Raw genomic sequence first — 12,391 nt, 5'->3', positions numbered from 1 at the left:
GATCACTTTGCCTCCTGGCCGGCGGCGTAGGCGGCTTCCAGGGCGGCCTTGATCTGCCAGATCGCCAGGTTGTGAAAGTCGAGGCGGTCGCTGTTGCGAGTTGCCATCGTCTCCAGGTCGAGCAGCTTGGTGGCGATCTCGGCGAGGGTTCTGTCGCGGTTGGTCATGGTGGTTTCTCCGGCTTTGGTGAAACCACTACCGCTCTGTTCCGCCCCTCAATCAAGTCGATTAATCATGCAATTTCAAGGCTGTGCAAGAATGCGCCAATCCCGCCGCATGTCGCTGGCCGAGGCAGCCGCCAACGTCGCGATCGGCTATGGCATCGCTGTCGCCACCCAGGTTGTGGTGTTCCCCCTGTTCGGGCTCCACACCAGCCTGTCGGACGACATGGCCATCGGCGGTGTTTTCACTGTCATCTCGATCTTGCGCTCGTATTTGATGCGGCGATTGTTTGAGCGGTTATCATGGGGCAACCATCACCGAAGATTCCGATAGCTGAATGACCTGCCACCCCGACATGGAATGCATCGCAGGCTTGCTGGAACAGGCGCGCAGGATCGCCATCGACTATTATCGCCTGACGGGCAAGCCGCTGGGCATCACCGGCGAAGTCGGCGAATACGAGGCAGCTCGGCTCCTTGGCCTCGATCTTGCGGTTGCCCGCGAGGCAGGATACGACGCCACGGATCGCGCTGGCCGCCGCCTACAGATCAAGGCTCGTTCGATCCCGCGCACCAAAAAGCTGACGGGCCAGCGGCTCGGCTCCATTGATCTCGCCAAACCGTGGGATGCCGTGCTCCTCGTCTTGATGGACGAACTGTTCGAACCGGTGATGATCTTCGAGGCGGATCGCGCGGCAATCGAGGCAGCCCTGCTCCGACCTGGGAGCAAGGCGCGAAATGAACGTGGCGCCTTGGCGATCACCAAGTTCCGGTCCATTGGCCGGCAGGTCTGGCCCGCACCTTGAGCCAGGCCCGCCGGCCTGATGGCGGTCATTCAGCGATGCGGTAGACCCGACCGCGCGCTTCGACCTTCTCGCTGGTGACGGCGAGGCCCAGCTTCTTCTTCAAGGCCCCGGCGATCGCGCCCCGCACCGTATGGTGCGCCCATCCGAATTCGCTGCTGATCTCCTCGATACTGGCGCCCTCCGGATGCTTCAGCAGGGCGATCAGCGTCTCCTGCTTGGTGCCCTCGCGGGTCTTGCGGGCGGGTTTGGCTTCGGGCGCGCCGTGGGCGCCCGTGGGCTGGGTTTCGGTGGTGTTGGCCGTGTCAGCCGCTGATTCGTCTTCCGGCGCCGTGTCCGCGCCCGCGTCGCCGACAATGTCCAATGCCTCATAGGCGGCAGACGTGGCGCGGAGCGTTAGCGGGGTGTCGTCGTTGCCGTGGCGCCAGACCGTGTTGTCATCAGTGGCGGGGACTTCCTCAATCAGCCCCTTTTTCAGCAGGCTCTTCAGGACGTTGCCGACGGCGCCACCCTTGAGGTTGGCGATGACGGGAAAGACGAGTCGGGAGTCGCGACCGCAGGCGGCGGACAGGATGACGGCCTGGGTGTCGGAAAGTTGGATCTGGGTCATGACGGGTCCCTCTGGGCTGGCGGCGCGGGCAATCCGCGCCTGTACCACCCCGAGCCCCGCCGAGGTGAACCCGGTCGGGGCGGCAGGGTAAGGCGCCAATCAGGCAACGTCGGCCATGATCTCGCAGTGGGTGACGAAGCCCGTCAGGTAGGGCAGTCCGTGGGGGATGCCGGTGTCGCGCGACGTGCGCCGGCTGATCGTCCAGCCCATCCAGCGGGCTACCGCCGCGTCGATGGCCGCCGCCAGCGTCAGCCCGGCGAAGAGGCCGTTGGCGACGTCGTCGGCGAAGTGGCGCCCATGCGTACTGTCCAGGAAGTCCCGCACCGCCGCCTCGGGGCAGCCGGTGGCGGGCTGGATTGTGGCCATCGCCAGTTCCCAGGCTTCGGCTTGGTCGGCATGGAGGCGGATGGTTCCGAAAAAGCCCCATTCGGTGTTGTTGGCGGGCAGGGTCATCGTGATGGTCTCCTCTGTTCGTGGGACCATCAATCGCTCTACCGGCCGATGTCATCAACTGGATAAGTCGATCATTTTATTTCGTTTTTCGTGGGATTTCGCTCATGGGCCTGTCGATCCGCGCCTATGCGCGCCATCGCGGCATCAGCCACGTCTCCGTGCTGAAGGCCGCTCGCGCCGGCCGCATTCCGCAGGAGCCTGACGGCACCATCGACCCGGCCAAGGCCGACGCCGCCTGGGATGCCCGGACCGATCCGGCCCGGAAAACGCCGTCGGCCCCGGCATCGGCGGCGATAGCCACTCCGCCGCCGCTCGCCCCTGTTCCGAAACCGGTGGCCACGCAGCCCCAGCGTGAAGCCGCATCGCCACCACCCGTTGCCCCGCCATCCGCTGCCTCCGGTGCCACCTTCGCCCAGGCGCGGACCATGCACGAGGTGGCCAAGGCGCAGAAGGCGCGGCTCCAGGTGGATCGCCTCAAGGAGGAGGTGGTCGACCGGGCGCGGGCCTCGGCCCTGATGTTCAAGCTGGCCCGCCAGGAGCGCGATGCCTGGATCACCTGGCCGGCCCGAATCGCCGCCCAGATGGCGCTGGAGGCCGGAATCGACGCCCACACCATGCAGACCCTGCTGGAAGCCTATGTGAGGGATCACCTTGGGGAACTCGCAGCCCTTGAGCCGAATTTCCGATGACACCCTGGGCTTCCGGGGATCGGACATCCTGCTCCAGGCATGGCGCGACGGATTGCGGCCCGATCCGCTGCTGACCGTGTCGGAATGGGCCGACCGGCACCGGGTTCTGTCCAGCCGCGCCTCCGCCGAGCCGGGCCGCTACCGCACGGCCCGCACGCCGTACCTCCGCGAGATCATGGATTGCCTGTCGCCGTCCCATCCCTGCCGGCGGGTGGTGTTCATGAAGGGCGCCCAGGTGGGCGCGACGGAGGCCGGCAACAACTTTCTCGGCTTCATCATCCACCATGCCCCCGGCCCGGTGCTGGCGGTGCAGCCCACCGTCGAGATGGCCAAGCGCAATTCGCGCCAGCGCATCGACACCCTGATCGATGAAAGCCCCATCCTGCGGGAACGGGTCAAGCCGGCCCGCTCGCGCGACGCCGGCAACACCATGCTGTCGAAGGATTTCCCCGGCGGCACCCTGGTGATGACCGGAGCCAACAGCGCGGTGGGCCTGCGCTCGATGCCGGCCCGCTATCTGTTCCTCGACGAGGTCGACGCCTATCCGGCCTCGGCCGACGAGGAGGGCGACCCGGTGGCCCTGGCGTGTGCCCGCATGGCCACCTTCGCCCACCGGGCCAAGGCGTTCCTGGTCTCGACGCCCACCATTCGCGGGCTGTCGCGGATCGAGCGGGAATTCGAGGCCAGCGACCAGCGCCGCTTCTTCGTGCCGTGCCCCCATTGCGGCGAAATGCAGTGGCTGAAATTCGACCGGCTGAAATGGGACAAGGGCCAGCCGGCCTCCGTCCATTACCAGTGCGAGGCCTGCGACCAGCCGATCCGGGAATCGGCCAAGGCCACCATGCTGGCGGCGGGAGAGTGGCGGGCCACGGCGGTGGCCGAGGACCCCGGCACCGTCGGCTTCCACATCTCTGCGCTGTATTCGCCGCCGGGCTGGCAATCCTGGGAGAGCATCGTGCGGATGTGGGAAGCGGCCCAGGGATCGGACGATGCGCTCAGGGTGTTCCGCAACACCGTGCTCGGGGAGACCTGGGTCGAGAGCGGCGAGGCCCCCGATTGGCAGCGCCTCTACGACCGCAGGGAATCTTGGGCCAACGGCACTGTGCCGGCGGGCGGGCTGTTCCTCACCGCCGGGGCCGACGTCCAGAAGGACCGGATCGAAATCGACGTCTGGGCCTGGGGCCGCAACCTCGAAAGCTGGTTGGTCGACCATATCGTCATCGACGGCGGGCCGGAACATGCCGAAACCTGGGCGGCGCTGGAGCGGGTGCTGGGGCAAACCTGGACCCATGCCAGCGGCGCGGCCTTGAAGGTCGCCCGCCTCGCCATCGACAGCGGCTACGAATCTTCGGCGGTCTACACCTGGGGCCGCAAGATGGGCGTTGGTCAGGTTTCGCCGATCAAGGGCGTCGAGGGCTTCAACCGCTCCAGTCCGGTGTCCGGCCCGACCCTGGTCGATGCCACCGAGGGCGGCAAGAAAGTGCGCCGTGGTGCCCGGCTGTGGACGGTGGCGGTGTCCACTTTCAAGACCGAAACCTACCGTTTCCTCCGCCTCGAGCGTCCCACCGACGAGGAACTGGCCGAGGGCGTCCGTTTCCCGGCCGGAACGGTGCATCTGCCATCGTGGGCGGATTCGGAGTGGTGCAAGCAATTCGTTGCCGAGCAGCTGGTGACGGTCAAGAACCGCCGCGGCTTCTCCAAGCTGGAATGGCAGAAGCTGCGCGAGCGCAATGAGGCGCTGGATTGCCGAGTCTATGCCCGCGCCGCCGCCTGGATCGCCGGTGCCGACCGCTGGCCGGAGGCCAAATGGCGCGATCTGGAAGCGCAACTGGCCGTGATCGCCAGCACCAGTGAATCAGAGGCCGGGCAGGTGCGCCGGATCGCCCGCCGTCCCCGGCGGATCATCAAGTTCAGCGGGATGCACTGATCATGACCCTCGACGAAATGAAGGCCGAACGCGAACGGGTGCTGGCGCGGCGCAATTCCCTGGTGGCCCGCGTCACGGTGGGCGACCGCACCGTCCAATACGACCTGACCCAGGCCAATCATGTTCTGGCCGATCTCGACCGCCGCATCGCCGTGCTGGAGGGCAAGAAGCCCCGCCGCCGGATTCTCGCCGTCGCCACCAAGGGGCTGTGATCATGCTGTCGGGACTGCGCAGGAGGATCGGCGCTCTGATCGGCGGCTTCGAGGCCGCCCAGGGCAGCCGCCGTCTAAAGGGCTTCCAGCCCAGCCGCGCACACGTCAATACCCTGATCGCCGCCGCCGGTTCCGACATCACGGCGCGAGCCCGTTATCTGGTGCGCAATAACGGCTATGCCCTCAATGCCGCCGAAAGCTGGACCGGCAATGCCGTCGGCACCGGCATCAAGCCGTCATCCCTAATCGCCGACAAGGATTTGAAGGCCCTGGTGCAGCAGCTCTGGCTGGCCTGGACCGACGAATCCGATGCCGAGGGCCTGACCGATTTCTACGGGCAGCAGCGTCGCGCCGCCCGCGAGGTGTTCATCGCCGGGGAGGTGTTCTTCCGCCTGCGCCCGCGTCGCCCCGAGGACGGCCTGACGGTGCCGTTGCAGCTTCAGATGCTGCCATCGGAAATGCTGCCGCTGACCCGAACCGAGATCCTTCCCGGTGGCAACGTCATCCGCCAGGGCATCGAATTCGACCGCATCGGCCGCCGCGTCGCCTATCACTTCCTGCGCCGCCATCCCGGCGACTGCACCGATCCCGGTCTGGTGGGCGAAACGGTGCGGGTGCCGGCCACCGAGATCATCCACGTCATCGACCCGGTGGAATCCGGCCAGCTTCGCGGGGTGTCACGGCTGGCCCCGGCCATCGTCAAGCTGTTCCTGCTCGACCAGTACGACGACGCCGAACTGGAACGCAAGAAGATCGCGGCGATGTACGCCATGTTCGTGACCTCGCCGGCCCCTGCCGACGTGATCGACCTGGTGCCCGCCGATGACGGTTCCGGCGATCGTATCGTCGAGGTCCAGCCCGGCCAGGTGGTGCCGCTGGAACCGGGCGAGCAGATCCAGACCTCGGCACCCGCCGATGTCGGCGGATCGTATGAGCCGTTCGAGTACCGCACCCTGCTGCAAATCTCCGCCGCCACCGGGGTGCCCTATGCCTACCTGTCCAACGACATGCTGAAGGCCAACTACTCCAACTCGCGCATGGCGCTGCTGGAATTCCGCCGCCGGGTCGAGGCATGGCAGCACTCGGTGATGGTCCACCAGATGTGCCGGGTGGTGTGGCAGCGCTGGATGGACGTGGCGGTGCTGTCCGGGGCGCTCGACATCCCCGGCTATGAACGCAACCGCGCGGCCTTCATCGCCTGTTCCTGGCTGCCGCCAAAATGGGACTGGGTCGATCCGCTCAAGGACGCCAAGGCCGAGATCGAGCAGATCGACGCAGGTCTCAAAAGCCGCACCCAGGCCTTGGCCGAGCGTGGCTTCGACGCAGAACAGGTGGATGCCGAGATCGCCGCCGACCGGGACCGGGAACAGCGGCTTGGGCTGTCGTTTGGTGCCACGCCGCCGGCAGCCCCCACCCATGACACCAGCCCCATCAGCCGGAGGATGGATATGAGCGAACGCGTCTTCAGCATCGACACCGTCAGTGAGGTGACGGGGATTTCACGAGCGAACCTCCACCAGATGATTTGCCGCAGGCATTTCGTGCCCATCCACAGCACTCGAAATGGCGTTGCTCGTGACTTCACGCTGAGGGACATGGTGCATCTCGCCGTCGTTTCCGATCTGCGCTCCATCGGAGTCGATCTCCGGCGGGCGGTGAATATGGTCGGCTCCTCGGCTGATGGCACAGCAGGGCGGGATATTGTCACCTGCCGCAGCGGCGAGATCGAAATCACCGTCGATGTAGCCCGCATCGCCGACCGTGTCCGCGACCGGATGGCAGGGGAGCGGTCATGACGGACCTCCCGCATCTCGCGGCTCGCCTGTATGGGACGCCGCTGCTGGTCGCCCGCAGTAAGCTGGATGTGATCCTGGGCGCCCTCGGACCCCGGCTGGCCGGACAGGCCATCTCTTTCGACAGCGATGCGGTTCCGGCCGCCGAAATAGCGGTGACGCCCGACGGCATCGCCATCGTGCCGGTGATCGGCACCCTGGTTGCCCGCTCCGGCTATCTCGGCGCCGCCAGCGGCCTGACCGCCTATTCCGACATCGCCGAGTCCATTGAGGCGGCGGCCACCGATCCCGGCGTTCGCGCCATTCTGCTGGACGTGGATTCCTCCGGCGGCGAGGTGGGCGGCCTGTTCGATCTGGTCGACCACATCCAGGCCATCCGCAGCCAGTGTGGCAAGCCCATCTGGGCGGTGGCCGACGAGGCGGCGTTGTCGGCGGCCTATGCCATCGCCTGCACCGCCGACCGCCTCTACGTCACCCAGACCGGCGAGGTCGGCTCCATCGGCGTGGTGGCGGTTCACCGCGACGAATCCGGGGCCGACGCCCAGGCCGGGCTGGCCTGGACCTTCGTTCATGCCGGAGCCAGCAAGGTGGATGGCAATCCCCATCAACCCCTATCCGATTCGGCCCGCGCGGCCCTCCAGGCCGACGTCGATGCCCTCTATGGGAAGTTCACCACCCTGGTGGCCGAGCGCCGCCGCCTGTCCCCCGACGCCGTGCGGGCCACCGAGGCTCAGGTCTATCGTGGCGATCAGGCGGTGGCCGCCGGGCTGGCCGACGAGGTCGGCACCCTGCGTGTCGCCCTGGCTGATCTCGGGGCTGTGCTGGCCCGACCCACCGTTTCCCGCCCCATCGCCGCCCGAAAGGAAGTCCCGATGTCCGAACCCCAGGGGGAAATCCCTGTCGAACTGACCGCCGATCTGGAGCAGCGCCTGCGCGCCGAATATTCCGAGATCAGCGCCATCGCCGCCCAGGCCGCCCGCCTCGGTGTCACCATCGATCCCGCCGAAGCCATGGCCAAGGGCATCCGCCCCGAGGCGTTGCGCCGCACGGTGCTGGATCAACTGGCCGAGCGTTCCGACGCCACCGACGTGGTCGCCGCCGCTCCGGCGGCTGCGGCCCCCAAGACGGACGCCGAAAGCCCCATCGTCCGGCGTGCCCGCGAAGCCGCCGCAAGGAAATAAGGACAAACCACCATGGCCGTTCTGACCGCTTCGCCCACCCTGGGCGACCTGCTGAAATTCGAGTGCAACCCCAGCTATGGCCGCGAGACCGTGACGCTCAAGGCCGGCACCAACTATCCGCTCGGCTCCGTGCTCGGCAAGGTCTCCGCCAGCGGTGAATACCGCCTGTCGCCCGTCGCCGAGGTGGTCGGGGACGAAGGTGCCGAAGTGGCCGTCGCCGTGCTGCTGGAAGCGGTGGATGCCAGCGGCGGGGCCGCCACCGGCCTGATCGCCGCCCGTGGTCCGGTCATCCTGGCCGAAGGCGCCTTGGCGTTTGACGCCTCCGTCGATCAGCCCGCCGAACGGGTTGCCAAGATTGCCCAGCTTTCTGCCCTGGGCCTCGTCGCCCGCACCACCGTCTAACGCACCGAGGAAACCCATGAACGCCATCATCAATCCCTTCGACGCGGGCGGCTATTCGCTTGCCGAGATGACCCAGGCCATCAACATCCTGCCCAACCTCTACACCCGGCTGGGCCAGATGGGGCTGTTCCGCTTCGAGGGCGTCACCCAGCGCAGCGTCATCATCGAGCAGGCCGAGGGCGTCCTCAACCTGCTGCCCACCGTGCCGCTGGGTGGCCCTGCCACCGTCGCCAACCGCGACGCCCGGAGCATGCGCTCCTTCACGGTGCCGTGGATTCCCCATGACGATTCCATCACGCCCCAGGACGTCCAGGGCGTGCGCGGTTTCGGTGTCGCCGATGCCGCCGATCCGCTGGCCACCGTCATGGAGCGCAAACTGACCCGCATGCGGTCCAAGCACGCCCAAACCAGGGAGTTCATGGAGGTCAATGCGCTCCGCGGCATCATCCGCGACGGCTCCGGTTCCACCCTTTACGACTACTTCAGCGAATTCGGCCTGAGCCGCCAGCAGGTGGATTTTGCCCTCGGCACCGCCACCACCAACGTCCAGAGCAAGATCCGCGACGTGCTGCGCAAGGTGGAGACGGAACTGAAGGGCGAGACCATGACCGGCGTGCTGGCCCTGGTCAGCCCGGAGTTCTTCGACAAGCTGATTGCCCATGCCAAGGTCGAGACTGCCTACCAATTCTTCTCGTCGGCCGGCGCCCAGCCGCTGCGGGAAGACGTGCGCCGTCGCTTCCCCTTCGCCGGCATCGTGTTCGAGGAATACAACGCCACCGTCACCCTCTCGACCGGCGCCACCGAAACCCTGATTCCGGCGGGCGAAGGCATCGCCTTTCCGCTCGGCACCATGGACACCTTCGTCACCTATGGCGCCCCGGCCAACCTGATCGAGACGGTCAACACCCTGGGCGTGCCCATGTATGCCCGCCAGTTGGCCCGGAACGACGGCAGCGCCATCGACGTCAAGACCGAGGCCTCCATCCTGCCCGTCAACAAGCGCCCGCGTCTGGCGGTGCGGTTGTTCTCGGGCAACTGACCGTGACCGCATTCGAGGCGGCCCTCGACGACCTGTTCGTCGATCCGAACCTGGCCACCACCGTGACGTACCAGGGCCGGTCCATCCGTGCCCTGGTAGGGCGGCCCGACCGCGATCTCGAATTCGCCGACATCACCGTTCACACAGCGACGGCGGTCTTCGAGATCCGGCGGAAGGAGGTCGTCAGTCCGGCGGCAGGGGACATCATCGTCCATGACGGCGACAGTTTCGTCGTCCAGGGCGAACCCCGCCTGGATGCCGAGCGCCTGATCTGGACCATCACCGTGAGGCCGGCATGAGGGTGCTTGCCGCCATCCGGGGCGATCTCGCCCGCGTCATGGCCGATGAGGTGAAAGCGACCGAACGGGCCACCAGTTCCGCCATGCGCGATGCCACCAACGGGCTGAAGCTGGACCTGCGCACCCAGGTCACCGGTGCCGGCTTGGGAACACGGCTGGCCAACACCTGGCGGTCGCAGACCTATCCGGCCTCCGGTGATTCCCTGCGCCCGGCCGGGCTGGTGTGGAGCAAGGCGCCCCATATCATCCGCGCCTTCGACGAGGGCGCCACCATCCGCTCGGCCGACGGTTTCTGGCTGGCGGTGCCCGGTCCCGGCTGCCCGGCCCGCATCGGCAAGAAGCGCCCGACGCCCCGGCTGGTCGAGGAGCGGCTCGGCATTCCGCTCCGCTTCGTCTACCGCAGGGGCGGCCCATCTCTGCTGGTGGCCGACGACATGCGGGCGCGAACCGGCAAGCGCGGCGGTTTCGCCAGGTCCAGGACCGGGCGCAATGCCGCCACCGCCATCATGTTCCTGCTCTATCCGCAGGTGACCTTACGCAAGCGCCTCGACATCAACCGGGCCAAGGGGGCGGCCGAGCGGCGGCTGGTCACCACACTGGTCTCGGCGCTGGGGAAGAACGATGGCTGATTCTCCCCGCGAGACAGCCCTGAAGGCACTGGCGGCCCTGCTGGCCGGGATCCCCGGCGCGAGCGTTCGCCGCAACGAGCCGCTGGCGGCCAAGATCCCGGCGGGCGGGTTGGTCACCTTGTTCGACGGCAACGGCGCCGAGCCGGAAATGCTGCTGTCGCCGCCCGCCTACATCCATAGCCGCCGGGCCGAGATCGAGGTGGTGGTGCAGGGCGCTACCCCGGAAGACCGCGACGGGATGCTGGACGGCATCCTCAACCTCATCGGCGACCGGCTGGCGGCCGATCCCACCCTCGGCGGCACAGTGGATCTGGCGATGCCGGAGCCGCCGGAATTCATCACCGAGGCGATCGACGGCGCCGCCGGCCTCAAGGGGGCCAAGGTCATCGTCGCCCTCGAATACACCGCCGACTCGCCGCTCGGCTGATCCACACAAGGAACCGCTCCCATGTCGAAGACGCGCGCCTACGGCGCCGACTGCATCCTGCTGGCCGCCTTCGAGGCCACCTATGGGACGCCCCCGGCCGACGGCTACACCAGGCTGTCCTTCAAGGAAACCAGCCTGGGCGCCGAGCGGCCGCTGGGTTACGACCCGCTGCTGGGCCAGGGGCGCGACGCCCAGGATCCCTATTACGAGGCGGTCAAGGACGAGGGCGAGTTCGGTGTGCCGCTCGATCTGCGCAGCCTCGGCTTCTGGTTGAGGGGCCTGCTCGGCGCCCCCGCCACCAGCGGCGATGCCGGCACCGGCTTCACCCATGCCTTCACTTCGGGCGGCTCGCTGCCAAGCCTCGCCATCGAGATCAGCCACCCGACCCTGGCGACGCCCAAGTTCTTCCGCCACTCAGGCGCCAAGCTGGGCAGTCTCGCCTTCGACATGGCCCGCTCCGGACCCGCCAACGCCACCATCGCGGTGATCGCCCAGGGCGAGACCGAGGCCGCCGCTACCATCGACGCCGCTCCGGCCAGCTTCGCCCTGCGCCGCTTCAGCCAGGGCAGCGGCAGCATCCTGGTCGGCGGCCAACCGCTCGCCAATGTGGTCGGCGGGCGGCTGTCGTTCTCCAACAACCTCGAGCCGGTCGAGACCATTCGCTCCGATGGCCTGATCGACGGCGTCGACGAGACCGAGGCCACCGCCGAGGGCTCGGTCGAGGTGCGCTTCGGCACCGACGCCACGCTGACCTCTGCTATCGCCGCGGAAAACCCGGTCGAGATGCAGTACGGCTTCACCATCCCCGGCACTGCGTTCGCGCTTACCTTCCATCTGCCCCGCGTGTTCCTGCCCAAAAAGAAGCAGGAGATCAAAGGCCCCGGCGGCATCCAGGCCAGCTACGACTGGCGCGCCGCCCGCGACCCGGTCGCCGGCTACCTGCTCCGCGTCACCCTGATCAACGACGTCCTCTCGTATTGAAGGCCCGCCCCATGATCCGTCTGTGCCTGCCCAAGGAGCCGTATTGGCTCGATCTGCCGTTCGGCGTGCGGCTTCACGTCCGCCCGCTGACCACCGCCACCTATGAGGCCGCACGGATCAAGGGTTGGCGCAAGGCCCGTGCGATTGCCCGCGAGTTTGCCGATCTCAAGGCGGTCGGCGGCGACGTCTCCGGCCTGCCGGACCTTCGCGACGACGACGCGGTGGCGGGGTTCTCGCAGCTGCTGTTCGCGCAGGCGCTGGCCCGCGCCGCCATCCTGGAGTGGGAGGGCGTGCTGGAGGCCGACGGCGCTCCGGCCGCGGTGTCCGACACCACCGTCGCCGACCTGATGCTGATCCAGGGCGTGGCCGAGGCCTTCGTCGGCCTCTACACCGCGCCCCATGAGGCGGTCCTCGCCGAGGGAAACGTCTCCAGGCCCGCGGCCGATGGCACTTCGGCGGCGGGCCAGGATACTGCCGCCAGTGCCACGACGACGGCGCCCAATGCGCCGGTGACGGAAGCTGCCCCACCGACTTGAACGAGCCCCAGACCGAACAGGGCTGGCAGGCATGGGAGATGCTGATGCGCGCCGATCCGGCCCGCTTCGACATCGCCGGCCTGCTCGCCCACGGCCGTGCCCTGGGCTTCGACGAACGGGCGCTGGCGCTGCTGCTGCCGTTCGCGGAAGCGGGGATGCGTGAGGGCATTTCTTCTGAATTAGAATAAAGAATAGAAAAACCACAGAGACACAGAGGCACAGAGAGGGCGTGCCGGTTGATACGGCGAG

Annotated in this window: 18 protein-coding genes; 15 read left to right on the top strand and 3 right to left on the bottom strand. The window is 67.5% G+C overall.

Translation table 11 applies throughout. The features are described from left to right. Window positions 1-2: 2 nt before the first annotated feature. A complete protein-coding gene (locus MTBUT4_RS03340; protein WP_173978247.1) occupies window positions 3-167 on the bottom strand; it encodes a hypothetical protein in 165 nt (54 codons plus the stop codon). A 91-nt stretch (window positions 168-258) separates the two neighbouring features. Here MTBUT4_RS03340 and MTBUT4_RS03335 point away from each other — a divergent pair, with 91 nt between their 5' ends. Both MTBUT4_RS03335 and MTBUT4_RS03330 read left to right on the top strand, forming a co-directional pair. Further along, on the top strand, window positions 259-495 hold the full coding sequence (locus tag MTBUT4_RS03335; RefSeq protein WP_173978246.1) for a hypothetical protein: 237 nt from the start codon (window positions 259-261) through the stop codon (window positions 493-495). A gap of 4 nt (window positions 496-499) precedes the next feature. After that, window positions 500-967: a hypothetical protein gene (locus MTBUT4_RS03330; RefSeq protein ID WP_173978245.1), complete on the top strand. Its 468-nt coding sequence runs from the start codon at window positions 500-502 to the stop codon at window positions 965-967. 25 nt (window positions 968-992) lie between these two features. Here the strand turns inward: MTBUT4_RS03330 and MTBUT4_RS03325 are convergent, their stop codons facing one another. Both MTBUT4_RS03325 and MTBUT4_RS03320 read right to left on the bottom strand, forming a co-directional pair. Continuing rightward, the gene (locus tag MTBUT4_RS03325; RefSeq protein ID WP_173978244.1) at window positions 993-1,574 is read right to left on the bottom strand and encodes a DUF3489 domain-containing protein; all 582 of its coding nucleotides are present in this window, start codon (window positions 1,572-1,574) and stop codon (window positions 993-995) included. A gap of 99 nt (window positions 1,575-1,673) precedes the next feature. Beyond that, on the bottom strand, window positions 1,674-2,057 hold the full coding sequence (locus MTBUT4_RS03320) for a hypothetical protein (protein WP_173978243.1): 384 nt from the start codon (window positions 2,055-2,057) through the stop codon (window positions 1,674-1,676). A 74-nt stretch (window positions 2,058-2,131) separates the two neighbouring features. Between MTBUT4_RS03320 and MTBUT4_RS03315 the strand changes: the two genes are divergently transcribed. Genes MTBUT4_RS03315 through MTBUT4_RS03255 form a run of 13 tightly spaced genes read left to right on the top strand, consistent with a single transcriptional unit; the run spans window position 2,132 to window position 12,330 of the window. After that, entirely contained in the window at window positions 2,132-2,716 is a 585-nt protein-coding gene (locus MTBUT4_RS03315) for an elements of external origin (protein ID WP_173978242.1), read from the top strand. After that, window positions 2,697-4,643 carry a phage terminase large subunit family protein gene (locus MTBUT4_RS03310; protein ID WP_371737496.1) on the top strand — a complete coding sequence of 649 codons (1,947 nt, stop codon included), beginning with the start codon at window positions 2,697-2,699 and terminating at the stop codon, window positions 4,641-4,643. The genes MTBUT4_RS03315 and MTBUT4_RS03310 overlap by 20 nt, the downstream gene beginning before the upstream one ends. A gap of 2 nt (window positions 4,644-4,645) precedes the next feature. Continuing rightward, on the top strand, window positions 4,646-4,855 hold the full coding sequence (locus MTBUT4_RS03305) for a phage head-tail joining protein (RefSeq protein ID WP_024080787.1): 210 nt from the start codon (window positions 4,646-4,648) through the stop codon (window positions 4,853-4,855). A 2-nt stretch (window positions 4,856-4,857) separates the two neighbouring features. Beyond that, window positions 4,858-6,651 carry a phage portal protein gene (locus tag MTBUT4_RS03300; RefSeq protein WP_254434719.1) on the top strand — a complete coding sequence of 598 codons (1,794 nt, stop codon included), beginning with the start codon at window positions 4,858-4,860 and terminating at the stop codon, window positions 6,649-6,651. After that, entirely contained in the window at window positions 6,648-7,829 is a 1,182-nt protein-coding gene (locus MTBUT4_RS03295; RefSeq protein ID WP_173978241.1) for a S49 family peptidase, read from the top strand. The genes MTBUT4_RS03300 and MTBUT4_RS03295 overlap by 4 nt, the downstream gene beginning before the upstream one ends. Before the next feature lie 12 nt (window positions 7,830-7,841). Beyond that, window positions 7,842-8,231 carry a head decoration protein gene (locus tag MTBUT4_RS03290; RefSeq protein WP_173978240.1) on the top strand — a complete coding sequence of 130 codons (390 nt, stop codon included), beginning with the start codon at window positions 7,842-7,844 and terminating at the stop codon, window positions 8,229-8,231. Window positions 8,232-8,247: 16 nt separating this feature from the next. Then, on the top strand, window positions 8,248-9,270 hold the full coding sequence (locus MTBUT4_RS03285; protein WP_173978239.1) for a major capsid protein: 1,023 nt from the start codon (window positions 8,248-8,250) through the stop codon (window positions 9,268-9,270). A 2-nt stretch (window positions 9,271-9,272) separates the two neighbouring features. Beyond that, entirely contained in the window at window positions 9,273-9,569 is a 297-nt protein-coding gene (locus MTBUT4_RS03280) for a hypothetical protein (RefSeq protein ID WP_173978238.1), read from the top strand. After that, window positions 9,566-10,198, top strand: coding sequence for a DUF6441 family protein (locus MTBUT4_RS03275; RefSeq protein ID WP_173978237.1), 633 nt, complete (start codon window positions 9,566-9,568; stop codon window positions 10,196-10,198). The genes MTBUT4_RS03280 and MTBUT4_RS03275 overlap by 4 nt, the downstream gene beginning before the upstream one ends. Continuing rightward, window positions 10,191-10,625, top strand: coding sequence for an acyl-CoA transferase (locus tag MTBUT4_RS03270; RefSeq protein ID WP_173978236.1), 435 nt, complete (start codon window positions 10,191-10,193; stop codon window positions 10,623-10,625). Before MTBUT4_RS03275 ends, MTBUT4_RS03270 begins: the two co-directional genes overlap by 8 nt. 21 nt (window positions 10,626-10,646) lie before the next feature. After that, a complete protein-coding gene (locus MTBUT4_RS03265; protein WP_173978235.1) occupies window positions 10,647-11,606 on the top strand; it encodes a phage tail tube protein in 960 nt (319 codons plus the stop codon). A gap of 11 nt (window positions 11,607-11,617) precedes the next feature. Next, window positions 11,618-12,142, top strand: a complete 525-nt coding sequence (locus tag MTBUT4_RS03260; protein ID WP_173978234.1) for a hypothetical protein — start codon at window positions 11,618-11,620, stop codon at window positions 12,140-12,142. Next, entirely contained in the window at window positions 12,139-12,330 is a 192-nt protein-coding gene (locus MTBUT4_RS03255) for a hypothetical protein (RefSeq protein WP_173978233.1), read from the top strand. The genes MTBUT4_RS03260 and MTBUT4_RS03255 overlap by 4 nt, the downstream gene beginning before the upstream one ends. Window positions 12,331-12,391 lie beyond the last annotated feature (61 nt).

This window comes from Magnetospirillum sp. UT-4 (assembly GCF_902729435.1).
GTDB lineage: Bacteria > Pseudomonadota > Alphaproteobacteria > Rhodospirillales > Magnetospirillaceae > Magnetospirillum.
This window is presented reverse-complemented; position numbering and strand designations above follow the sequence as displayed.